Here is a 23,018-nt window from a genome sequence, read left to right on the forward strand (position 1 = left end):
CCGGGCGCTTCGCTCAGTCCTACCCGGGCGCTTCGCTCAGTGTCCGACCGGTCACGAATCGTCGGGCAGAGCCGGTCAACGGATCGACGAAGTCCAGTTGTCGCGCCAGCAATTGGAGAGCGAGGTCGGGATCGTCTGGCCCCTCCGACTGAAGGTCGGGGTACCAGCGGTCGCCCAAGATCCCGATACCCAACGCGGACAGGTGAACTCGAAGCTGATGGGTTTTCCCGGTGTGGGGACGCAATGTCGTGTGGATCACCGACCTTCCGGCAGTGCTGATCCCAGTCCCCCGCAGCTCGATCAGCGTCTCGGCGTTGGGTTCCCGATCGCCGTCGACCCGCACGCGCAGCTCACCCCGACGCGCATCGATGTGATTGCGGTAAAGCACCGGAAATCCTTGTCCCGCAATGGTGGGCCGCTGCCGATCCCAATCGGGCGGGAGCGCCGAGACCGCTTCGTACACCTTGCTGACCCGGCGCCGTTCGAACAACGACTGATACGCCCCGCGAGTCTGCGGCCGCGCCGAGAACATGACCAACCCGGCGGTCAGGCGGTCCAGACGATGGATCGGCGTCAGATCCGGGTTGTCGAGCCGGAGGCGCAGTCGCACCAGAGCCGATTCCCGAAGATATCGCCCACCCGGCGTGGTCGGCAGAAAATGCGGTTTGTCGATCACCACGAGGTCGTCGTCGACATGCACGATCTCCTCATGGAACGGCATCGGCGCCTCGTCGGGCAGGTCACGGTAGTACCAGAGGAAGAGATGTTGACCGAGCGGCGCGTCGACGGCGATCGGCCTGCCGTCACCGTCGACGATCTCCCCGGTGTCGAATCGTCGACGCAGGTCGTCGGGGTCGAGGTGATCAAAGCGCGCGATCACATAGTCGGCGATCGTCGCCCACGGCCCAGCGTCCGGGACACGCAATCGGGTCGGCCCCACGCCGTTCCTGACGGGTAGCGGCGGTGGCATCGGCATTGCGCCATCATCTCATCGGCGCACAGTCGGTGGCCCCGCCACAACCATCCGGCGTCTACTCGTCGCCGAGGGTGATGATCTCCGCCTCCTGGAGTGGCGTCTCGTGCACCACGTGGCTCTTGCGGGTGAGATACCCGAAGAAGCACAGCAACAGGATCGCACCGACCACGGCCGTGCCCCGGCGAACAGGAGCGGGGCGCCGACACCGAATGCGGCCAACGATGTCCCGACCGGCGCGCCGATCGCACCGCCGAAGAAGCGGACACCTGAATACGCGGAGGAGGCCACCGGACGAGGCAGGTCGGTTGCCTCCATGACCGCTTCGGTGAGCACGGTGTTGAGCAGTCCGATCTCGAAGCCGAGCAAGACCACGAAGACGATCAGCAGGGGCAGAACACCACTGGAAAACGCTGCCGCAGCATGGGTCGCGGCGAAGACGACCAGCCCCATCCACAGCACGTGCAGTGGTGCGACACGGGAGGTCAGACGCGGGGCGATCACGATACTCGTCACCGCGAGACCAATACCGAAGCCGGTCATGACCAGTCCGATACCGACGGCCGGCAGACCCAGCGGATACGGAACATAGGCCAAGGTGACGAAGAAGGAGGAGTTATAGAAGAAGGCGACGACACTCAGGATCAGCAACGACGGGATGGTCAGCGCCTTGAACGGTGCCGAGATCCGGATCGGGCCGTCTGACCGACCGGCGCCACGAACGAAGGTGATGATCGCGACGAAGCCGACCGCCATCAGGCTTGCGGTACCCCAGAAGGCGAAGACCCAGTCGATCTCACCAAGCAGACCACCGACCAGCGGGCCCACGGCCAAGCCGATGCCGAGTGCCGCCTCGTAGAGGATGATCGCTTGTCCGGCAGAACCTTTCGATGCGGAGATGATCGACGCCAGCGCGGTCGACAGGAACAGGGCGTTACCGAGTCCCCAGAGTGCGCGGAAGGCGATGACACCGACGACCGTCGACGACAGTGCACATCCGATCGCGGCCACCACGATCACGGCGAGGCCCACGAGCATGACCGTGCGCGTACCGAATCGGCCGGAGAGCCAACTGGTGAAGAACATCATCACCGCGGTCACCGCGAGGTAGCTGGTGAACAGGAATGACGTCTGTGTCGCGGTGGCGTTGAGATCCTCGGAGATGGTGGGCAGAATCGGCCCGACCAGACCGATGCCCATGAAGGCGACCATGGACGCGAATGCGACGGCCCACACCGCAATCAACTGGTGAAACAGGGAAGTCTTCTCTTCGACTATCTGGTGATCGTGTACGTCGCGATCACCGGCGGCGATATCCGTCAGCGTCATGCGCATGCCCTTTCGTCGGGCTGGGAACACGTCGGCCACGGCATGCGCAGTCGGCAGGAATGTCGGTGGGCGGCTACCCACCAGGTCTGGATCAGCTGACCGAATGGTCGAGCTGGGCGTTCACGACGGCAACAGCCCGCGCGAGGGCCTGAATGTCCTCGTCGGACAGGGCTTGGAACCGGGGCTCGAGTGCATCACCGAGCCGCCGATGCCACTGCTTCTGCATCGCGATGCCCTCTTCGGTCACCTCGAAACGCGATGCCCGCGCGTCGGCGTCGGCGACCCGCCGCACCCACCCCTGGTCGGCGAGCGTGGCGAGGAGGCGCGTCATCGCGGGCTGTGTGACGCGTCCGTGGGCCGCGAGGTCGCCGGTCCGCATGGGTCCGTGGTCGGTCAGCGCCGACAGGGTCAGAAACGTCAGCGGCGAGGTACGTTCCCCCGTCTCCGACACAGCAAGACGCGTGAGTCGCTGGCCCGCGATCACGAGGTCACTGAGAAGGGTGCTGAGGTCCGTCACCACAAAAACATAACACAGTTATATACCTAGCGCATACAAATGTGGGCGGACGAACTCTAGCCTGAAAGAACTAGCCCCCCACCGGAAGGCGACGACGATGACCACCGTGAACCTCAGCAAGCTGCACACCCCGCTCTACGAGAAGGTGGTCGCACTAAGCCAGGCGGCCGACCAGGCGATGGCCGATGCGGGCCTCGACCCGAAACTCGGCGAGTTGGTGAAGATTCGCGTCTCACAGATCAACGGCTGCGCCTTCTGTCTGCGGATGCACACACGCGACGCGATCGCCGGCGGGGAGTCGACCGATCGACTTGCGGTCGTGGTTGCCTGGCGCGAGTCGCAGTACTTCTCCACGCAAGAGCAGGCCGCACTGGCCCTAGCCGAGGACGTGACGCATCTTCCGGTTCCCGACCGTCACGAATGGGATAACGGCGCCCTGACCGACGAACAGGTCTCGGCAATCAGCTGGCTCGCGATCGTCATGAACTCCTGGAACCGCATCGCGATTCGCAGCCACTACCCGGTCGCGCCGTGACACTCTCGTGAACCCAACACTCTCACAACACATTTGACGACAGATCAGCACCCATCCCCCACGACCATTCATCCACAGACCCGAGTTGTGGTCCCGATCTTGTCGGATGTGCGGGCTAGTGTTAGCACATACGTTCGATCAGATCGTGGGGTGGGTGTTGATGTCGGAAGTCGAATCAGTCGAGTCGGGTGCTGTTGAGTCGGGTGCTGTTGAGTCGGGGGTGGTGCGGTGGGCGTGTGTGGCGCCGGCGGTGACCAAGACGGTGATGGTGCCGGCCGACTCGGCGGCGGCGGGTGTGGCGGGTTTGTCGGTGTGTGCGCAGGCCGAGGCGTTCGCGCAGTGGCTGTCGTATCGGCTGATCGGTGAGCTGCATGATGCGGTGTTGGCCGACGAGATGGCTGTCGGGGTCGACGTCGATGCGGATACGCGTTTGTTGGACACCACCATTCAGGTCGCGGCACGTATCGCGGTCAGTCGTCATATCACCCAGTGCGCGGCGGAACGGTTGTTGGCGGCCGGGTTGGCGATGCGTGATCGCCTCCCCGCGGTGGGGGCGTGTTTGCGGGACGGTCTGATCGCCGGCTATCAGTTCGCGGCGATCGTGACCCGCACCGATCTGGTCGATGGTGAGCATATGTCGGTGGTGGATGCGGGGATCGCCGACCGGCTACGTCGCGCACGTGGGGGCTGGTCGGTGGCGGGGTTGCGGACGATGGTGGATCGGATTGTGTTCCGCCATGATCCGGACGCGGTCCGCCGCAAACGTGACGCCGCCCTGGCCGATCGGGGTACGTGGATCACCTCGGCTGAGGGTGGGATGGCACATCTGGGGGTATCGATGTCGGCGGAGAATGCCCGCATCTCCCACGACGCCGTCGTGCGGTTGGCTGCCACCGCCTGCCGGAACGACCGACGACGTAAGCCGGCCCGGGAATCGGATGCCATGTTCGCCCTGCTCTCCGGTGAACCATTCATCTGTGAGTGCGATCGCGCCGACTGCGACGCCCAGATTCCTGAGCCGGTGCACTATCGGGGTGTTCATGCGCGGGTGATGGTGCATGTGGTGGCCGATGCGGGCACCGTCGCCGGCGAGGCGAACCGTCCTGGTTTTGTGGACGGGTCGGAGTCATCTCCGGGGAACACGTCCAGCAGATCGTGGCCCGCGACGACACTGTGCTGCGGCCGTTGGGTGGAGATGACGCCGACCACCCGCTACCGCCGCATCTGCGCTCGGATCCGTATCGGCCGTCGACCGCGTTGGACACCTTCCTCAAGATTCGGGACGGTTTTTGCACGGTACCCGGCTGCACGCGGTCGGCGTGGAAGGCTGATGGTGATCACGTCACCGAATACGACCATGATGATCCGGCTGCCGGTGGGCGGACCAGCCCGGAAGGCATGAACGTCAAGTGCCGGTTTCATCATCTACTCAAGACGTTCGGCGATTGGGTTGATGATCAGTATCTGGATGCAGACGGGCATACCCGGATCGAGGTGATCACCCCGGAAGGGGTGGTGATAGATGGTCCGGCGGAAAACAATCTGGACCTGTTCCCCGGACTCCAGCGGGTGCGGTTCGCGGTGGCCCAGCCACCACCATCGCCGAGGGTTCTGGGTGATGGTGAGGTACCGCGACGACGTCGACCGCGCACGGCGGACAAACATGCCCGGCGGCGGGCGTTGCGACGCCGTAACCGGGCCGAACGCGAATCCACCCGCACCAATCCCGGCGAAGAACCGCCCTTCTGATGGCGGTACGCCTCGAAGGCTTGGTCACCTGGAGAATTCGGCGGATGATTCATCGACAAATCCACGTCGTACGACTGATGGTGCCCATCCCCGATGGACTGTCCTACCCGGATGCGGCAGCCCTTCCGGTTGGTCTGATCACCGAGCATGACGCGCTCAATCAGGCCGACTTCTCGGCCGGTCAGAGCGTTCTCATCGTCGGCGGCACGAGTTCCATTGGCCTGGTTGGTATTCAGTTGGCCAAGGCGCTGGGAGCAAGCACGGTCATCGCCACCACCACCAGCGCAGGTAAGCGCCAGGCGCTACTCGATGCCGGCGCCGACGTCGCGATCGACACCAGCGACGACGATCTCGTCGAAGGTGTCCTGGCCGCTACGGACGGCGCCGGAGCCGACATCACCCTCGACCACGTCGGTGGCCCACAGTTCGAGTCACTGCCGAATGCCACTGCGATCGGCGGCCGGATCGTGAGCATCGGACGCCTGGCCGGACCGGGCACCGGCCTCGACCTGGACACCATCGCGTTCCGCCGCCAGAAGCTGATCGGCACGACCTTCAGCATCCGAACCCGAACCGAACTCGGCGACGTCGTCGCAGCACTGACCGATCAAGCCCTGCCCGCAGCGGCCGAGGGCAAGGTCACCGCCCGCGTCGACAGCGTATACACGCCCGAGAAAGCCTCGGAGGCGGCCGAGAAGCTGCGCGCCAACGGCGCTACCGGCAAGATCGTCATCTCCTTCGCCGACGCCCACACCGGCGCCGCGCCCGCCCCGGCCCCCGTGGCCAACTTCTTCGGGTCCATCCGCCAGATCGGCTACGTCGTCAACGACATCGAGGCGTCGATGGCCGGATTCGTACAGGCCGGCATCGGCCCGTGGTTCTATCTCAAGGACGTCAAACCGGGTGACTTCACCTACCACGGTGAGCCGTCGGATATGACGATGGATGTGGCGGTCGCCAATAGCGGCGACATCCAAATCGAGTTGATCAGCCCGACCAACGACGCCCCGTCGATGTACAAGGACTTCCTGGACGCGGGACACGAGGGCGTGCAGCAGTGGCGTATTGGTCGGAGAACTACCAGGATCTCTACGACCGCGCGCTGGCCGCCGGATTCACCGTCGGACAGGAAGGCCGCATCGGCGGCGAGGACGGCCGGTTCGCCTACCTCTCCACCGAAACCCATCCCGGAACCGTCATCGAGATCAGCGACCTCGGTGGCACCAAAGCCTTCATCTTCGGACTGATCAAGATGGCCGCCGAGAGCTGGGACGGCTCCCACCCCGATACAGGAGGTCGACGCCGCGCTGATCGGCGGCGACCCCGAAACCGCCGCCAAGCTGCTCGCGGAACTAGGGTGACTGCGATGAAGGTCCATCACCTCAACTGCGGCACAATGCGCCCCTACGGCACCCGTGACGGTCTCATCTGCCACGTTCTGCTGATCGAGACACCATCCGGGCTGGCACTCGTCGACACCGGCCTCGGCCTGCGATACGGACGTGAGCCCGGAAAGCTGTTCGGTCCGTCGCGCTTCTACATCCGCCCCGTCTTCGACGAGGCCGAGGCGGCGATCCGGCAGGTGCAGTCACTCGGCTTCGATCCGCACGACGTCCGCGACATCGTGCTGACCCACTTCGACGCCGACCACGTCGGCGGACTCGGCGACTTTCCCTGGGCGCGGGTCCACCTGACCGGTGACGAGGCCACCGCCGCTCTCGACCCGCGAACGATGATCGAGAAGGCCCGCTACCTGCCGGCCCAGCGCGACCACCATCCTCAACTCGTCCGGCACGAACCTGCTGCCGGTGATCAGTGGCGCGGATTTGCCGCCGCGACCGAGTTGACCGAGATCGGCGACGGGATCGTTCTGGTGGCGCTACCCGGACATAGTCGCGGCCACGCCGCCGTCGCCGTCGACGCGGGCGACGACCGCTGGATCTTGCACGCCGGCGACGCCTTCTACCACCACGCGCAGATCGACGGCCATGGCAAAGCACCGCTCGCGATGACCAGCATGGAGCGCGTCATCGCTTACGACTGGTCGAAGGTCCGTGACAATCACGACCGACTCCGCGAACTGTGGACATCCGGCGCTCCGAACATCCAGATCGCCAACGCCCACGACCCCACACTCTTGCGGGCCGCGCAGAAGGCCTCGCGATGGACGCTCGGGCCACTACGCCGAAAGTCTTTCCACGCTAGACGGTTTCGCGTCCGGGCACACGACGAAGGACGGCTTCCAGCGCCAGCTCGACCGCGTACTCGAATTCCTCGTCGGCGTCGAATGCCGCAAGGTGGGGTGCCGCGGCTGCGACAGACGGTAGGTCGGAGGCCTCCAGGACGGCCGTCCGCTCGGCGATCCCGGCGGCATCGTCTGATCCGTAGGTCGGTCCGGCGTTGACCTCGCGCAGCAGCGTGCCGATCAGCGCGGCCAGCACGACACGCAGAAGATGGACCGATTCCTCGCCGCCGAAGCCTGCGTTCATCAAGATGCTGAGCACGACCTCGACCGGCGCAAGCCCTTCGAATGAGGACAGCTGGCGGGTCAGGACCAGCGAGGCGGCCTCGGGATGCGCGAGGGCCCGCTCCCGGAACGCGTAAGAGATAGATCTGAGATCGGTCGCGAGATCGCCCGTCGGCTCGGGCAGGTCGAGCGCACCCAAGAGCGATTCGGCCACCGAATCCAGCAGTCCGTCCTTGCCGTCGACATGGTTGTACAAACTCTTGGGATCAACGCCGATGACGCGTCCCACGGCTCGCATGCTGACGCCTCCGACTCCCTCCGCGTCGATCACCTGGAGGGCCGCACCGACAATGACCGCTTTGGACAACAACGTTGCCCCCTTCGGCGGGCGGCCTCGGCGCGTACTGGATCCGTTCGTCACGACCCCAATAGTGCCATAAATCCACAGAGTGGGTATTTCCGCGAGGCGGATCTCACTCGGCCCGTCGGTAGTGCATCGAGACCGCGCCGTTGCCGAGCGACTCCACCGACACCAGGTCGAGGCGGCGGGTAGTGGGCAGTCCTGCCCTGGTACAGCGTGGGGCCATGGCCGGCGATCATGGGGTGGAGGAGGAACCTGTACTCATCGATCAGATCCAGGCGGTCCAGTTCTGTCGCCAGTGCGCAACTGCCGACGAGCACCCCGGCGGGGATCTGATCCTTGAGTTCCTGCACCGCCGTCCGTAGGTCGCCGACGACCCGGTGACTGTTGGTCCACGGAAAGTCACTCCGCGTCGTCGACGCGACGTACTTGGGTTTGGCCTCCAGCTTGAGTGCCCACTCGCGCGTCGCCGGCGACACATCGACGTCACCGCGGGCGACCGCCGGCCAATACGCCTCCATCATCTCGTACGTGATGCGGCCCCACAGCAGTGCACCGGACTCGTCCATGAGGCGCGTGTAGTGGGCGTGCGTCTCGTCGTCAACAATGCCCTCCTGATGATCGACGCAACCGTCCAGGGTGACGTTGATACTGAATGTGAGGCGAGACATAAGCCGAGTCTAAGGTCGGGATGCGGGGCAGAGAGGCCTGTTACACGCCGCTCACGGAAGCCGCCGCCTACGTCGGTTCTTGATCATCCGTGATGGCCAGCGCGACCATCGCCCCGCCGACAGCACCCATTGCCGTCACCGCGGTCCAGGCGCCGACGGCCGGCCCCAACTCGCGCTTACGACGCTTGATAGCCGCCAGCTCGACAATCTCTACTGCGACTCCGAGCTGAAACCAACGCCGGACAGGCGCCTTGGATCCCAGCGCACTGAGCGTCCCCACTCCCAGGACCAGGTCGCGAACGGCCAACGCACGCAGGGCCACATCGCCACCGCCAGTGTCGATTCCGTCCCCCAACCAGGACCGCCCCACCGTCGACGGTGCGGCGAGCAACCCGGCCGCCAGGGCCGTCCGAGTGATCGCATGGTTCCAGGCCAGCATCCGAACGGCCTTCTGAAAATTCATGCGGCCCATTCTTTCTGGCGATCAACGCCAGGTCAACGTCTCGAACGGTCGGGGGCGTCGGTGTGCGCGATGGTAGCCACCGCGGATCGTTGGGATCGGTCCTGCACCTCCCTGAAGGGTCAGAGGACCTTCTTGACCACACTCGACTTCAGTTGCATCTGCCCGAAATCCGGGACCTTGGCATCGATGTCGTGGTCGCCCACGCCGTCGGTGATGAGGCGGATGCCGCGCACCTTGGTGCCGATCTTGATAACACCGCCCCCACCACCCTTGACCTTGACGGTCTTGACGATGGTCACGGTGTCGCCATCGGTCAGAACGTTGCCGACCGAGTCCTTGACCACCGAATCCTCGACGATCTCGTCGGCGCCTTCCGCCGACCACTCATGCCCACACATGGGGCACACGAGTAATGCACCCTGCTCGTAGCTGAACGCCTCACCGCACTCCGGACACGGAGGGAGTTCATCAGACATCGAACCGTCAGACATTGAAGCGTCAGACATTGAAGCGGAACTCGACCAGGTTCCGCGGCCGAACAACCTATCGAGCCGATCCCCTGTCACGCGCCCCGGATCGTGTAGTTGCGCTCGATGTGTGCGGTGACGCGACCCCATTCGCTCGAGGCGACCCGGCGTTGGTGGGCTTCGAATGCGTCCACATCGACGAACCGCTCGTCCACCTGCCAAACCATTGCATCCAAGGAGGTTCGGACAACTTCGAAGGAAGCGCAGCCCGACTCGGCTCGCGTCAATGCGATGTGACTCGCCAGATACCGCTCGACCAGTCCAACCTCACCGGCGTCCTTGCAGATCAGTTGCCCGCTGAGTACAACGTCACCCAATGCGGTCAACCGTCACGCCGTACACAGCGGCTCGATCGCTGCGATCTGGTCGGCTGCACGGTCCTCAGCCACGTCGAGGTCGTAGCGGTCCTGCAGGTTCAGCCAGAACTCCGCCGACGTCCCGAAGTACCTCGCCAGCCTCAGAGCGGTGTCGGCCGTGACTCCACGCTTCCCGTGGACAATCTCGTTGACTCGGCGGGGCGGAACTCCGATTGCCACCGCGACCTTGTTCTGCGTGAGACCCAGTCCGTCGATGAAGTCCTCCATCAGGACCTCCCCGGGATGGACAGGCGCGAGCTTGTCAGTGGTAGTCAACGATCTCCACCTCCTCCGGACCAGCGTCCGTCCACACGAAACAGATCCGCCACTGGTCGTTGATTCTGATGCTGTGCTGACCAGATCGATCACCCTTCAACCGCTCCAGCCGATTTCCGGGCGGTACACGAAGATCATCGAGGGTCACGGCCGAGCCGACCTGACGCAGCTTCCGCAAAGCGACCGTCTGCACCCGCGGGTCCAGTGAACGAACCCGCTCACGACGCCACAGCCGCTCGGTGTCCTTGTTCCCGAAGGACCTGATCACCAAGAGACTCTATAACGCCATGCGTTATTAACGCTACACGTTAAAGCGGAACTCTACCACGTTCCAGACCTTCATAGAAATTCTCGACGTGACCGCCGCACAACTATCTCCTGGGCAGTTTGCGTCGCGCCTGCATGCCGAGAGCCGGAACCGAGTTCGCCAAATCCTCTCTACTACGCGTGAAAGCCTGCAACGCGCGGTACGACGCCCATGCCTGACGGGGAGATGGAATCGTCGGAACCCACGCCAGCTCCCAGTGGATCCCGTTGATGGGATCGTCAAAAAACACAGCGTAATAACCAGGCCAGTACTGCGGATACGCCGCAGGCTCATCAGTGACCGTGATCGCCCGCGGAAGGAGGAAATCTCGATGGAACCGATCGACCTCGCGCCGACTGCGCGCCCAGAGTGCGACGTGGTTGATACCCACAGCCTGACTGCGGTGCGTCAGGCGTTCGCCGGAGGCAGCCGGCTGGATACCGATGTAGCTGTGTGGACGCACGTGATCTCTGGTCATGAAGTACGTCGACTCATACTCCATGTTCAGCGAGGAAAAGCTGCTGTAACCGAGCCAGCCGAAAAGCGCATCGTAGAACTCCAGAGAACTTTCGTAGTCGAGGACCGCGAACTCAACATGGCTTACTCCTCGCCAACGCATGCGCACCTCCCTGTCACCGTGCAACCACCGCGACAACTTGTCGGAGGTCGGCCGACACAGCTTCGCGGCTTTGTGTTCGGAGACGTTTATCCATGCCGGAACTCCACCACGTCCCCGTCGACCATGACGTAGTCCTTGCCTTCCATCCGCACCTTGCCCGCGGCCTTGGCGGCGTTCATCGAACCGGCGTCGTCGAGGTCGGCGAAAGACACGATCTCGGCTTTGATGAAGCCCTTCTCGAAGTCGGTGTGGATCACTCCGGCCGCCTTCGGTGCCGTGTCACCGCGACGGATCGTCCAGGCGCGCGACTCTTTCGGACCGGCGGTCAGATAGGTCTGCAGGCCGAGGGTGTGGAAACCGGCGCGGGCCAGCTGACGCAGGCCCGGCTCATCCTGGCCGATCGAGTCGAGCAGTTCCTGGGCGTCGGCCTCGTCGAGTTCGAGCAGTTCGCTCTCGACCTTCGCGTCGAGGAAGACGGCGTCGGCGGGCGCGATGGCGTCGCGCAGCTCCTGCTTGCGGGCGTCGTCGGTGAGCACCGACTCGTCGGCGTTGAAGACATACAGGAACGGCTTGGCGGTCAGCAGGTGCAGTTCGCGCACCGACGACAGGTCGAACTCGTCCCTGCTGGCGAACAGCGTCTTACCGCTGTCGAGGATCGCCTGCGCCTTCTTGGCGGCCTCGGCGATCGCAGCCTGATCCTTGTTCTTCTTGGCTTCCTTCTCCAGACGCGGAATAGCCTTCTCCAGCGTCTGCATGTCGGCCAGGATCAGTTCGGTCTCGATGACCTCGATGTCCGACAGCGGGTCGACGCGACCGTCGACGTGCACCACGTCGTCGTCGGCGAAAACGCGTACCACCTGGCAGATGGCGTCGGCCTCACGAATGTTGGCCAGGAACTGGTTGCCCATCCCCTCACCGACCGAGGCACCCTTGACGATGCCGGCGATGTCGACGAAGGAGACGGTCGCGGGCAGGATGCGTTCGCTGCCGAAGATTTCGGCGAGACGGCCCAGACGCGGGTCCGGGAGTTCGACGACACCGATATTCGGCTCGATGGTGGCGAACGGATAGTTGGCCGCCAGCACGTCGTTACGGGTCAGGGCATTGAACAGGGTCGACTTGCCGACGTTGGGTAGACCGACGATTCCCAGGGTGAGGCTCACGGGCGTTGAGTGTATCGCCTCACCCGGACATCCCCACCCGCCGACTCAGGCCGGATCGGGTGACGGGTCCCCCGGCCGCTCCGACTCGTCCTCGTCCACCGGCGTCCCCGGCGGCGGCAACGACTCCCCGGCACGCTCGGCTATCTGCTCGTTGATGTAGCGCAGCATCACGGTCAGCGCCGACGCCGCGGGCACCGCCAGGAACGCGCCAGTGATCCCGAACAGCGTGCCGCCCAACATGACCGACAGCAGCACTACCACCGCGTGCAGGTCCATCGACTTGGCCTGCAACCACGGCTGCAGCACATTGCCTTCGAGCTGCTGCACGGCGAGGATCACGCCGAGCAGGATCAGCGCTGCGGTCACACCGTTGGACACCAACGCGATCAACACCGCGAGCGCACCGGCGACGAAGGCACCGACGATCGGGATGAAACCGCCGAGGAAGGTGATGACGATGAGCACCCCGGCCAGCGGGACGTTGAGCACCAGCAGACCGATACCGATCAGTGCGGCATCGACGAAACTCACCAACGCCTGGGTACGGATGAACCCGCCCAACGCATTCCACATCCGCACCAGCACCTCGCCGATGTGGGTGCCGCTGGGTTTGCCGACCGTCCGGTCCAGCCACGGCACGAATTTCGGGCCGTCCTTGAGGAAGAAGAACACCAGGACGAGCGTGGTGAACACGGTCACCAGCATCGACGTCGCGGTACCGACACCGCTGAACACACCCTCCGCGATCGTCGACGAACTCGACTGGATCTTCTCGGTGATCGTGTGGACGATGTTGTCGAGTTGTTCGTCGCGGACGTTCAGCGGCGGACCCTGAATCCAATCCTGCAGACGTTTGACGCCGTCGACCGCCTTGTTCGCCAGGTCCGGCGATTGATCCACGATCGACGGCACGATGGCGCCGATGACACCGGCGAAAACGCCGAGCGCGACGAGCATCATCACCAATGCAGCCGCGGCGTCAGGCACCCGATGGCCACGCATCCAACGGACCGCCGGCCACAGAATCGTGCACGCGATGATGGCCAGCAGCACCGGCAGCAGGATCACCCACAGCTTGGCCAACAGCCACATCAGCACCCACAGCGTCGCCACGACGAGGATGACCTGCAAGCCGACCATCGCACACTGACGCAGGCCCGACATCATCACCGCGGTGCGGGTGGGGAATGCGGTCTCGGACTTCAGATCCCCCGACGGCGGCAGGGTCGATTCAGCCTCTCCGGATGTATCGCTCACGCGACGATCCTCACATACCGGGCCGACATCAGCAGGAAACGTCGGACATACGGCGCGGGAGGTCGCCGGCGAATTCGCCGCGACCGGCCGTCAGTGCTTCCGGAATTTGCCCGTGATGTAACGCACCAGGGCGTTCATCGCCTCCAGCTCGATGTTCACCGGGGTATAGCCGTCGTAGTAGCCGACCACCGGACGGTCGGCGGGGGCAGGATCCGTCGCGGGTACAACCATCCGCATCGCCGACGCCGACTCCGCGCGACCGGCGGGGGCGACCACCGTGCGTCGACGCGACTCGGTACGTAACAGTGCCGCGAGTTCGGCGTCGGGATCGATCGCACCGTCGGCGCGTTCGGCATCACACGCCTGTTTGATCGTGTCGGGCCCGTACAGCCCCATCATCATTTCCAGTCCCCACGCCGGCAGTTCGGCGAGGAGAAGGTCATCGCCGACATTCCGCGGACTGCGCCCCTCGAATTTCATGGCTCACATCGTGCCAGTAATTGTTAGGTACGTCACTCGAATCGTCCTACTCACCGGACACAATCGCGATGTCCGATACCCGCCAGCACGGGCGGTCGTCAGCTGCCACAGTGGAGGTCATGACCCCGTCCGCAGTGACCACCGACCTCGACTTCGATCGCTGCTACCGAGCCGTGCAGGCGCGTGACACCCGCTTCGACGGCCAGTTCTTCGTCTGCGTATCGACGACGGGCATCTACTGCCGACCGTCCTGCCCGGCCCAGACGCCGCGGCCGCACAATGTCTCCTTCGTCCTGACCGGGGCGTCGGCGCAACAACAGGGATACCGGGCCTGCCGTCGCTGCGCGCCCGACGCCGTGCCCGGGTCCCCGCGGTGGAACGCCGGCGCCGACACCACCTCGCGGGCAATGCGGCTCATCGCCGACGGGGTCATCGAACGCGAAGGCGTCGGGGGCCTCGCCGACCGTCTGCGCTACTCCCCACGCCACCTCACGCGCGTCCTGACCGATCACCTCGGGGCAGGGCCGCTCGCACTGGCGCGGGCCCACCGCGCCACCAATGCGCGCATCCTCATCCAATGCACGACGCTGCCGATGTCGGAGATCGCGTTTGCGTCCGGATTCGCCAGTGTGCGGCAGTTCAACGACACCGTGCGCGACGTCTTCGCGATGACCCCCACCCAGCTGCGATCGGCCCGCGGAGCGCATCGCGACATCACCGGAACCACAGGCGGGATCACCCTGCGACTGGCCTATCGCCCGCCCTACCGCTGGGCATGGATGCGCTGGTTCCTGACCTCGCACGCCGTCGCCGGGGTCGAGACGGTCACCGACGGCCCCGACTGGACCTTCCGGCGCGTGTTGTCACTCCCCCACGGCACCGCATCGGTACTGGTCAGCCCGCAAGCCGACCATGTCCGGATCACTCTGCGCCACCTGGACATGCGGGACCTGGGCGTCGCGGTCAATCGGATCCGGCGCCTGCTGGACCTCGACGCCGACGTGGCCGCCGCCGAGGAGGTCCTCGGTTCCGATCCCGCACTCGGGCCGCTGGTGGTCGCCGCGCCCGGCATTCGACTTCCCGGCAGCGTCGACCCCGCGGAGACGATCATCCGCACCATGATCGGCCAGCAGATCAGCGTCGCCGCCGCCCGAGTCCACCTCGACAACCTGGTCGACGCCCTCGGCGAACCCACCGACTGGCCCGACGACCAGGGCCGCTGCTTCCCGACCCCGGCGTCGATCGCCGAACACGGCCGGTCGGTACTTCGCGGCCCACGACGACGGATCGACTCGATCGTCGCGGTCGCCGCCGCACTGGCGGACAATCGGGTGGAACCGCACCCGGGGATGACTGCGTCAGATCTATATGCACAGTTGGTGGAGTTGCCGGGGATCGGTCCGTGGACCGCCGACATCGTCGCCATGCGCGTGACCGGGGATCCCGACATCGCACTCACCCATGACCTCGTCGTCGTCCACGCCATGAACGAACTCGGTATCGATCGCGGCGCGGCCGAGGGGTGGTCACCCTGGCGCTCATATGCGTCGATGCATCTGTGGCGCCACCGGTTGGCCGCCGCCGGCGCCTGACCTTGGCCATCCCCCGATACCCGAACCACCAGCACTGAACAGACCAACCCGAACAGCCCCACCCCGACCCGGGAGGTACCCATGCCCACTACATCCATCCCGCTCGCCGCGGCAACGGCCACCATCACCACTCCGGACGGCCCCTTCACCGTCGTCGCCGACGCCGAACTGCGCGTCCTCGCCTCCGGCTGGACCGACGACCCCGGCTACCTGACGACCCTCATCTCCCGGACCCTGCGCCCGTCGGAGGTAACCGCGTCCGGTGGTCTCGGTGCCATCACCGACGCGGTCGAGGCCTACTACGCCGGCGATCACGCCGCCCCCGACCGGATCGAGGTGGTGCAACGGTCGGGACCGTTCCTGGAGCGCGCCTGGGCCGTGTTACGCAAAGTCGAGGCCGGGTCGCCGGTGAGCTACACCGAACTCGCCGAACGCGCCGGGGAACCCGCCGCCGTCCGGGCGGCCGCGTCGTCGTGTGCCCGCAACGCCGCCGCACTGTTCGTGCCCTGCCATCGGGTGCTCCGCAGCGACGGCTCGCTGGGTGGATTCCGCTACGGCCTCCCGATCAAACGGGCCCTGCTCGACCGCGAGGCCGTCATCGACGGATCCTGAATCAGGCCGCCGATTTCTGTCGGTGCCGCCCGGCAATATCGATGACGTGATCACCGCAACCCTCGCCCTGCTGTTCGGTGTCGTCCTGGGGACGATCATCGGCTGGTCCGTGCACGCCGCGCGGTCGTCGGCCGCGGTCGCTGCGGCACACGCCGAGGTCGACGCGTTACGCGCCACGCGCGAGGACGTGGCGTCGTCGCTCTCCTGGGCCACCGAGGACGCCGCGCGCAGGCAATCTTCGGCGATCGGATCCCAGGTCAACCACATCGTCGATCCACTCCGGACCACACTGGCCCAGCTGACCGACGAACTGCGGCGCGTCGAACACAACCGAGTCGGCGCCTACGCCGGGCTGTCCGAGCAGGTCCGCGGGATGCGCGCGGCGTCACAGGCCCTCAACGACCAGACCCGGCAGCTGGCCAACGCATTGCACACCACCCACATCCGCGGGCGGTGGGGTGAGGTGCAGTTGGAGCGGGTGGTCGAGCTCGCGGGGATGACCAAACACTGCGACTTCGCCACGCAGGTGTCGGCGCGCACTGCCGAGAACGCCACCGTCCGTCCCGACCTGGTGGTCAATCTCGCCGGCGGCAAGACGATCGTCGTCGATGCGAAGGTTCCACTCGACGCGTATCTGCGCGCGGCGAATGCGGTCGAGAACGCCGACCGCGAGCGGTTGCTGAATGAGCACGCCCGGGCGGTCCGCACCCATGTCGCCAAGTTGTCCGGCAAGGCCTACTGGTCCGCCTTCGAGAATTCGCCGGAACTGGTGGTGATGTTCTTGCCCGGCGACGCGGTGCTGGAGTCGGCCGCCCGCATCGATGCCGAGCTGATCGAGACGGCCTTCGCCCGCAACGTCGTCATCGCGACGCCGACGACACTGATCGCACTGTTGCGCACGGTCGCACTCGGGTGGCGGCACGACGCCATGGCCCGCGACGCCGCAGTCATCCACGAGTTGGGCACGCAGTTGCATCGGCGCCTCCACAGTGTCCTGTCCCATCTCGACGCGGTCGGCACGTCACTCCGCCGAACCGTCGAGTCCTACAACTCCGTGATCGGAGTCACCGAAAATCGTCTCGGCGTGACCGCCCGCCGCCTGGCCGAGCTCGAAGCACTGGGCGAAACCGACGATCCGCCCACACCGAAGGTGATCCACGACACCTGCCGGACACCAAGTACGACACCTCCGGCCCGGCGTTTAACCGATTTCTGAGGAAGACCCGGTAGCGTGATCACGTGCCTTCTCCACAACGCGCCCGAGCAGCTGTACCGCTCGATCAACAGTCGGTGCTGCCGACTGTGCGTGGCGTCCCGTGGTGGGGCGCGGTGCTGGTTGCCATCGTCTTCGCCGGCGTCGGCGCCATGCTCGACGACACACCGAACGGCGATCTGGGCTCGACGTACAAGTTCTTCCTCTTCGTCGGCTGTGTTGCGGCCGCCCTCGCCGTACGCCGCCGCGCCCTGTTCACCGCGGCGGTACAGCCTCCGCTGATCGGCCTCGGCATCAGCCTCGCGACGCTGTACCAGATCCACCACGACCAGGCCGACAACCTCAAGGGCCTGCTGGTCACGGTGATCCCGAAGCTTGCCGCAACCTTCCCAGCGATGGCGACGACCTTCGTCGTGACCTTGCTGATCGTGGTCGGACGCTGGTACATCACTCGCTCCGCCGGCAATGGTGGCAAGAAGTCGGACGCCAAGGACGCCGCCCCCAGGACGAGCGCAGCCAAGGCGACCGCAGCCAAAACCACAACAGCCAAGACCACAACAGCCAAGACCACCGCGACCCGCAGCCGGACCGCGCCGAAGTCGACTGGCGACACGACTGCGACCGGCACACCGGCGGGCGCCACGAAGGCCCCCGGCGAGCGTGGCGCTTCCGCAGCGACCCGCCAGCGCGCACCGCGCCCGCGCGAAGCAGGCACCGCCCGGACGACCGCCGCGCCCGAAACCCCGCGGAAGCGAGCCACCGCCGGTCAGGTGCTGCGCAAAGACGGCGGACCCCAGCTCGGCGACGACCCGCAGGCCGCTGCGGGACCGGTCAGCCGAGATTCTCGCTGAGCCAGTCGCCGAGCCGGCGAGCAGCCGCATCGACGAGTGCCGGCCATTCCATCGCACCTTCATCGGCGCTGTCGCTGACCACCTTCACCAGTCGGCAGGCGACGCCGAATTCGCTGCTGACGTGGGCCACGGCCGCACCTTCCATATCCACGAGGTCCGCACGACGAGCGAGTTGCGCACGCCGGGCCGAGTCTGCGACGAAGGTGTCGCCGGACGCCAACACGCTGCCGTCGCCATCGGGTAGTTCCCAGACGTCGACCATGTCGTAGCCCATGGTGCGCAGTTCGGTCGCACTGATGTCGTGTTCGACGACCGTGGACGGCACGAACAGTCCCGCATGGTGGTCGTGCAGGGCGCCAGCGGTCCCGATGTTGATGATCTGCGCGACCGGCGCACCGAGGGTCAATTCTCGTGCCAAGGCCATCGTTGCGCGGACCTTGCCGATACCGGTGATCAGCAACCGTGATCCGGTGGGCACGTAGTGGGCTTCGGCGCGGGTCGCCGACACGATCAGGACGGAGTCATCAGGCACGCCGACGATTATCGCGTGTGCGTAGCCATTTCACCGCAGGCGGGCGTCAGGTTCCGGAGGGAAGGTCGCGATCGGCGGCCGCCTTGGCTTCCAGCGCACGCCCGCTCACCCGGGCGAGGTGATCGAACTGATTGTTGGCGATGCGCATCACGATCTCGTAGGGCAGCGCGAACTTGCGCGCCCACCAGTAGCCGAAACGGATGTCGAAGGACGTGTAGACGATGAAACGATTCTTGCGGATGCCCTTCAGAATCGCCGACGCCGCCTTGTCCGGGCTGACCGCAACCTTGTGAAAGTTGTCGATCTGCGCCTTCACCCGTGGATCCGCGCGGTCGACCCCGACGATCTCGACGGTGTCCACCAGCGGGGTGTCGACGCCGCCGGGGCATACCAACGACACCCCGATGTGATGGCGACGCAGGTCGAAGCGCAGTACCTCCGAGACACCGCGGATGCCGAATTTGCTGGCGCTGTAGGCACCATGCCATGGCAGTGCGAGCAGTCCCGCGGCCGACGCCACATTCACCAGATGACCACCCGCACCGCGGCGAACCATCTGCGGGACAAAACATTCGATGATGTGGATGGGGCCCATCAGATTGACGTCGACCATCTTTCGCCAGTGCCGATGTTCGAGGTTCTCGACGGTCCCCCACGCGGAGACACCGGCGATGTTCATCACCACGTCCATCGTCCCGACTTCGGCGTCGACCTGGGTGGCAAAGGATTTGACCCAGTCGTAGTCGGAGACATCTCCGGCGAGGTGGTAGATCACCGCCTCGTCGGTGGCGTTGATCTCGGCGACCACCGCGTCGAGTTGGTCGGCCCGCAGATCGGTCAGTACGAGTTCGGCACCGGCTGCGGCCGCGGCCCGCGCGGTGGCCGCGCCGATTCCGCTGGCCGCCCCGGTGATCAGTACCTTGCGTCCGCGCAGGGTGGGCACCGGGGTGTCCATGACGACGAGATCCTTGAGATCGCTCAGGCGCATACGATCGACCCTAGTCGTCTCGGGCGGCGGACTCAGCCGAACACCGCCGCGTCTCAGATCGGCAGTTTGCCGCCGAAGAGGCCATAGATCACCCCGAGCATGGCCTTGAGTACCTGCGCCGAGACATCTTGTCCTTCACCGAGCATCAGCTGTGCCATTACCTGCGGGTCGCTGGTGGCGAGCAGCTTCTGCACGAACGGGAGCACGATCGACAGGCCGGGATCGTCGGTGGCGGGCGGAGTGCTCGCCTGCGGATTCGGCGTAGTGGCCGACGCGGCCGCGTCACCCTTGACGTAGCCGAGGATGCCGTTGGTGATCGCCATCGCATACTTGAGCTGACCGCCCTTGTCCGACAGCTGTTTGGCCTCGGCCGGGTTGGACAGGTTGCCCATCTCGACGAAGACCAACGGCACGGTGGTCAGGTTGGAACCCGCGATATCCGAACGTGTCTGGATGCCGTTGTCGGCACCGGCGTAGTTGGCGGCCGGGAAACCCGCCTTAAGGAAGGCGTCGCGCATCACGGTTGACGCCTTGCGCCCCTCGCCGCCCTGCACCCGGCTGGCGGTGGCATCGGGTAGCGGCAGCTTGGGCACGATCAGGTGGAAGCCCTTCTTGCCGGCGTCGGCGCCCGTGGTGGTGGAGTCGGCGTGGATGCTGACCGCGACTGCGGCACCGGACCGGCTGGCCGCGGCGGCGCGCTGGTCGACGCAACCGCCCCATCCGGTGTCGTCGGGGCGGGACAGCACCACGCGTGCGCCCTGGTCTTCCAGTCCGGCCTTGACCAGTTGGGTGATCTGCCAGTTGATGGTGTGTTCCTTGGCGCCGGTCACCGCGGTCGCACCGGTCGTCTGGCAGGCCTTCTTGCCGCCGCGACCGTCGGGTACCTGGGCGTTGAGGTTGTGTCCGGCCGAACTGCCCTGGTGGCCGGGGTCGAGGAAGATAGTCTTACCGGCCAGGCTCTTGGCCGCCGGGGCGGCGGATGCCGGTGCCACCGAAGTCGCGGCCGTGAGCACTGTCGTACCCGTCAGCAGCGCAACCGCGGCGGCGGCGAACGGCAGGCGGCGAGAACGTCGTTGTTGGGTCATCGCGGTACTGGGCGATGAGCACATGGGTGCTCAGGGTTCGCCCCTCTCCCTTCCATTAAGCAACTCTGGCCACTCTAGTCACAGAGTTATCAGTGAATCAGGGCGTGTCGCGTTTGGAAAATCGTCGACCAGCGATTAGTGGATTTCGTTAGCCAGCTGTGACGTCGGGGCAACCATCGACACCCGCATTGCACCCAAAACGGGCGCGCCCCCGGGTCAGGACTCCAGATAGCGGGTGATCGCCAGGACCCCTTGATCGTCGACCGTCTGCGGTTCGGCGACGGCCTCCCCCAGTTCGCGCAGCACCGCATCGACGTCGAGGCCGGCCCCGATGGCGACGATGCTCGTGGCGGGTGACCCGGCACCCCAGGAGTCGCGCTGAACCCGGACAAAACCACCGACGGCATGGACGACGTAGCGCCCCCGATGACGCGGGATGTCGAAGTGGACGATCCCCTTGATCCGAAAACAGCCCTCCGGCGGCCGTTCCAGGAAGAGAGCCAGGCGCCGCGGATTCATCGGTGCGGCGCTCTCGAAGGACACCGACTGATAGTCGGCGTGCAGATGATCGTGCGCGGGCTGCTCCCCCGTGAGTAGGGCGTCGAGGGTGAGCTGAACGGGAAGATCCTCCGTCGCCGCGCGGCGGCGGGTCACGTCGAAGAGGAGCGCGGGATCGAGGGCGGCGTCGACGGTGCGTAGATGCGGCGCGGTCGGGTTCAGCGAGGAGATCTGCGCCGACACCCGGATCAGCACGTCATCCGCGACGAGATCGGCCTTGTTGAGCACGATGAGATCCGCGATGGCGACGTGTCCGTCGAGTTCGGGGTGGACGGCGCGGACATCGTCGACATGAGCCGCATCGACGACGTAGATCAGCCCGCCGTAGCGCATCCGACGGTCGGCGATACCGGTCACCATGCGGATGAGTGCCTTCGGCTCGGCGATACCGCTGGCCTCGATGACGATCGCGTCCAGCCCGGCCGAGGGTCGCAACAACGCTCCGAGTGCGTCACCCAATCCGTCGGCGTCGACCGAACAGCACATGCACCCGTTACCGAGCGAGACCGTCCCGTCGGCCTGACCCGAGACCAGTAGCGCGTCGATGTTGACCGCGCCGAAGTCGTTGACGAGCACTCCGATGCGCGTGCCGGTCGGGCCCGCCACCCGGAGCAGATGGTTGAGCAGGGTCGTCTTCCCCGATCCCAGATAGCCGGCCACCACGATGACCGGCACGGCCCCCGGCGTCATCCTCCGAAGCAGTCCTGGCAGATGACGGCCAGTTCACGGCCGTCGTGATCGGGGTGGTTGGCGACGTGGTTGGTGGGTACCCCGCATTCGACGCACTGCCCCACCACCTTGGCGTGATCGGAGAAGTCCGTGCTCATCCGGCTGTCGAAGACATATAGGGACCCCTCCCACAGGCCGTCGTCACCGAAGGTCTCGCCATAGCGGACGATGCCGCCGTCGATCTGGTAGACCTCGGAGAAGCCACGGTGACGCATGAGCGCCGACAGCACCTCGCAGCGCACTCCGCCGGTGCAGTAGGTGACGATCGGCCGGTCCTTGAGGTGGTCGTAGGCCCCACTGTCGAGCAGCGGCACGAAGTCGCGTGTCGTCTCGGCGTCGGTCGAGACGGCGCCGGCGAAGTGGCCGACCGCGGCCTCGATCCGGTTGCGGCCGTCGAAGAAGACCACGTCCTCACCCCGCGCGGCCACCAGTTCGTGGACCTGCGCCGGTGACAGGTGAGCGCCGCCGCCCACGACGCCGGACTCGTCGACCTCGATCTCGTCGGGAACCCCGAAGGTGACGATCTCCGGACGGACCTTCACACTCAGCCGCGGGAAGTCGTCGCCGGTGCCGTCGGACCATTTGATGTCGGCGTTTTTGAACGCCGGATACTCTCGGGTGGCCCGCACATAGCGCTTCACCTGCCGAATATCGCCACCGACGGTGCTGTTGATGCCATGTCGTGACACGATGATCCTGCCGCGCAGCCCCAGCGATGCGCAGATCGAGTGCTGCCACAACCGGATGGCATCAGGATCGGGCAGCGGGGTGAACACGTAGAACAGAACGATCTTGGGGGTCGACACAG

General features: G+C 65.6%; 27 protein-coding genes and 1 pseudogene. 9 read left to right on the top strand and 19 right to left on the bottom strand.

All coding sequences use genetic code 11. From position 1 onward, the window contains the following. Positions 1 to 19: 19 nt before the first annotated feature. The 3 genes from QSJ18_RS03175 to QSJ18_RS03185 form a co-directional block, all read right to left on the bottom strand. The gene (locus tag QSJ18_RS03175; protein WP_286324766.1) at positions 20 to 976 is read right to left on the bottom strand and encodes a pseudouridine synthase; all 957 of its coding nucleotides are present in this window, start codon (positions 974 to 976) and stop codon (positions 20 to 22) included. A gap of 12 nt (positions 977 to 988) precedes the next feature. After that, positions 989 to 2,302 carry an MFS transporter gene (locus tag QSJ18_RS03180; RefSeq protein ID WP_286324767.1) on the bottom strand — a complete coding sequence of 438 codons (1,314 nt, stop codon included), beginning with the start codon at positions 2,300 to 2,302 and terminating at the stop codon, positions 989 to 991. Between the two features lie 91 nt (positions 2,303 to 2,393). Continuing rightward, on the bottom strand, positions 2,394 to 2,819 hold the full coding sequence (locus QSJ18_RS03185; RefSeq protein WP_286324768.1) for a MarR family winged helix-turn-helix transcriptional regulator: 426 nt from the start codon (positions 2,817 to 2,819) through the stop codon (positions 2,394 to 2,396). Between the two features lie 97 nt (positions 2,820 to 2,916). On the opposite strand from QSJ18_RS03185, the gene QSJ18_RS03190 reads away from it, so the two are divergent. From QSJ18_RS03190 to QSJ18_RS03210, 5 genes and pseudogenes are all read left to right on the top strand, one after another. Then, positions 2,917 to 3,354, top strand: a complete 438-nt coding sequence (locus tag QSJ18_RS03190; RefSeq protein ID WP_286324769.1) for a carboxymuconolactone decarboxylase family protein — start codon at positions 2,917 to 2,919, stop codon at positions 3,352 to 3,354. Between the two features lie 250 nt (positions 3,355 to 3,604). Then, positions 3,605 to 4,756, top strand: a complete 1,152-nt coding sequence (locus QSJ18_RS03195) for a DUF222 domain-containing protein (protein ID WP_286324770.1) — start codon at positions 3,605 to 3,607, stop codon at positions 4,754 to 4,756. Next, positions 4,753 to 5,103: a hypothetical protein gene (locus tag QSJ18_RS03200; RefSeq protein WP_286324771.1), complete on the top strand. Its 351-nt coding sequence runs from the start codon at positions 4,753 to 4,755 to the stop codon at positions 5,101 to 5,103. Before QSJ18_RS03195 ends, QSJ18_RS03200 begins: the two co-directional genes overlap by 4 nt. Positions 5,104 to 5,147: 44 nt before the next feature. Next, positions 5,148 to 6,350, top strand: a complete 1,203-nt coding sequence (locus QSJ18_RS03205) for a zinc-binding dehydrogenase (protein WP_286324772.1) — start codon at positions 5,148 to 5,150, stop codon at positions 6,348 to 6,350. Between the two features lie 149 nt (positions 6,351 to 6,499). Beyond that, positions 6,500 to 7,123, top strand: a pseudogene (locus QSJ18_RS03210) (MBL fold metallo-hydrolase); the annotation flags it as partial. Positions 7,124 to 7,304: 181 nt separating this feature from the next. On the opposite strand, the gene QSJ18_RS03215 reads toward QSJ18_RS03210, so the two are convergent. From QSJ18_RS03215 to QSJ18_RS03265, 11 genes are all read right to left on the bottom strand, one after another. Further along, complete coding sequence (locus tag QSJ18_RS03215; protein WP_286324773.1) at positions 7,305 to 7,991, bottom strand: TetR/AcrR family transcriptional regulator; 687 nt, start codon at positions 7,989 to 7,991, stop codon at positions 7,305 to 7,307. Then, entirely contained in the window at positions 7,988 to 8,602 is a 615-nt protein-coding gene (locus tag QSJ18_RS03220; RefSeq protein ID WP_286324774.1) for a dihydrofolate reductase family protein, read from the bottom strand. Before QSJ18_RS03220 ends, QSJ18_RS03215 begins: the two co-directional genes overlap by 4 nt. 67 nt (positions 8,603 to 8,669) lie before the next feature. Beyond that, positions 8,670 to 9,065, bottom strand: coding sequence for a hypothetical protein (locus tag QSJ18_RS03225; protein WP_286324775.1), 396 nt, complete (start codon positions 9,063 to 9,065; stop codon positions 8,670 to 8,672). Between the two features lie 119 nt (positions 9,066 to 9,184). Next, on the bottom strand, positions 9,185 to 9,541 hold the full coding sequence (locus QSJ18_RS03230) for a zinc ribbon domain-containing protein YjdM (protein WP_286324776.1): 357 nt from the start codon (positions 9,539 to 9,541) through the stop codon (positions 9,185 to 9,187). Positions 9,542 to 9,627: 86 nt separating this feature from the next. Then, positions 9,628 to 9,918 carry a putative quinol monooxygenase gene (locus tag QSJ18_RS03235; protein WP_353507198.1) on the bottom strand — a complete coding sequence of 97 codons (291 nt, stop codon included), beginning with the start codon at positions 9,916 to 9,918 and terminating at the stop codon, positions 9,628 to 9,630. A 3-nt stretch (positions 9,919 to 9,921) separates the two neighbouring features. Further along, positions 9,922 to 10,224, bottom strand: a complete 303-nt coding sequence (locus QSJ18_RS03240; protein ID WP_286324778.1) for a HigA family addiction module antitoxin — start codon at positions 10,222 to 10,224, stop codon at positions 9,922 to 9,924. Then, a complete protein-coding gene (locus tag QSJ18_RS03245; RefSeq protein ID WP_286324779.1) occupies positions 10,211 to 10,492 on the bottom strand; it encodes a type II toxin-antitoxin system RelE/ParE family toxin in 282 nt (93 codons plus the stop codon). The genes QSJ18_RS03240 and QSJ18_RS03245 overlap by 14 nt, the downstream gene beginning before the upstream one ends. A gap of 103 nt (positions 10,493 to 10,595) precedes the next feature. Next, positions 10,596 to 11,150 carry a VOC family protein gene (locus QSJ18_RS03250; protein WP_286324780.1) on the bottom strand — a complete coding sequence of 185 codons (555 nt, stop codon included), beginning with the start codon at positions 11,148 to 11,150 and terminating at the stop codon, positions 10,596 to 10,598. A gap of 86 nt (positions 11,151 to 11,236) precedes the next feature. Continuing rightward, on the bottom strand, positions 11,237 to 12,313 hold the full coding sequence (gene ychF, locus QSJ18_RS03255; RefSeq protein ID WP_286324781.1) for a redox-regulated ATPase YchF: 1,077 nt from the start codon (positions 12,311 to 12,313) through the stop codon (positions 11,237 to 11,239). Positions 12,314 to 12,358: 45 nt separating this feature from the next. Then, a complete protein-coding gene (locus QSJ18_RS03260) occupies positions 12,359 to 13,537 on the bottom strand; it encodes an AI-2E family transporter (protein WP_286324843.1) in 1,179 nt (392 codons plus the stop codon). 123 nt (positions 13,538 to 13,660) lie between these two features. Then, positions 13,661 to 14,050: a hypothetical protein gene (locus tag QSJ18_RS03265; protein ID WP_286324782.1), complete on the bottom strand. Its 390-nt coding sequence runs from the start codon at positions 14,048 to 14,050 to the stop codon at positions 13,661 to 13,663. 119 nt (positions 14,051 to 14,169) lie between these two features. On the opposite strand from QSJ18_RS03265, the gene QSJ18_RS03270 reads away from it, so the two are divergent. The 4 genes from QSJ18_RS03270 to QSJ18_RS03285 all read left to right on the top strand — a co-directional run bounded on the left by QSJ18_RS03270 (position 14,170) and on the right by QSJ18_RS03285 (position 18,318). Next, a complete protein-coding gene (locus QSJ18_RS03270; protein WP_286324783.1) occupies positions 14,170 to 15,642 on the top strand; it encodes a DNA-3-methyladenine glycosylase 2 family protein in 1,473 nt (490 codons plus the stop codon). Positions 15,643 to 15,723: 81 nt separating this feature from the next. Further along, the gene (locus QSJ18_RS03275; protein WP_286324784.1) at positions 15,724 to 16,254 is read left to right on the top strand and encodes a methylated-DNA--[protein]-cysteine S-methyltransferase; all 531 of its coding nucleotides are present in this window, start codon (positions 15,724 to 15,726) and stop codon (positions 16,252 to 16,254) included. 46 nt (positions 16,255 to 16,300) lie between these two features. Beyond that, positions 16,301 to 17,470: a DNA recombination protein RmuC gene (locus tag QSJ18_RS03280; RefSeq protein ID WP_286324785.1), complete on the top strand. Its 1,170-nt coding sequence runs from the start codon at positions 16,301 to 16,303 to the stop codon at positions 17,468 to 17,470. 23 nt (positions 17,471 to 17,493) lie between these two features. Then, on the top strand, positions 17,494 to 18,318 hold the full coding sequence (locus QSJ18_RS03285) for a DUF6542 domain-containing protein (RefSeq protein WP_286324786.1): 825 nt from the start codon (positions 17,494 to 17,496) through the stop codon (positions 18,316 to 18,318). Here QSJ18_RS03285 and QSJ18_RS03290 read toward each other — a convergent pair. The 5 genes from QSJ18_RS03290 to trhO form a co-directional block, all read right to left on the bottom strand. Beyond that, positions 18,299 to 18,850, bottom strand: coding sequence for a nucleosidase (locus tag QSJ18_RS03290; protein WP_286324787.1), 552 nt, complete (start codon positions 18,848 to 18,850; stop codon positions 18,299 to 18,301). The genes QSJ18_RS03285 and QSJ18_RS03290 overlap by 20 nt on opposite strands. Before the next feature lie 46 nt (positions 18,851 to 18,896). After that, the gene (locus QSJ18_RS03295; protein WP_286324788.1) at positions 18,897 to 19,838 is read right to left on the bottom strand and encodes an SDR family oxidoreductase; all 942 of its coding nucleotides are present in this window, start codon (positions 19,836 to 19,838) and stop codon (positions 18,897 to 18,899) included. 53 nt (positions 19,839 to 19,891) lie between these two features. Beyond that, a complete protein-coding gene (locus QSJ18_RS03300) occupies positions 19,892 to 20,923 on the bottom strand; it encodes an N-acetylmuramoyl-L-alanine amidase (protein WP_286324789.1) in 1,032 nt (343 codons plus the stop codon). A 216-nt stretch (positions 20,924 to 21,139) separates the two neighbouring features. Further along, positions 21,140 to 22,171: a CobW family GTP-binding protein gene (locus tag QSJ18_RS03305; protein WP_286324790.1), complete on the bottom strand. Its 1,032-nt coding sequence runs from the start codon at positions 22,169 to 22,171 to the stop codon at positions 21,140 to 21,142. Continuing rightward, the gene (gene trhO / locus QSJ18_RS03310) at positions 22,168 to 23,016 is read right to left on the bottom strand and encodes an oxygen-dependent tRNA uridine(34) hydroxylase TrhO (protein WP_286324791.1); all 849 of its coding nucleotides are present in this window, start codon (positions 23,014 to 23,016) and stop codon (positions 22,168 to 22,170) included. Before trhO ends, QSJ18_RS03305 begins: the two co-directional genes overlap by 4 nt. Between the last annotated feature and the right edge of the window lie 2 nt (positions 23,017 to 23,018).

It is taken from the genome of Gordonia heveisoli (genome assembly GCF_030315745.1).
In the GTDB taxonomy this organism is placed as follows: Bacteria; Actinomycetota; Actinomycetes; order Mycobacteriales; family Mycobacteriaceae; genus Gordonia.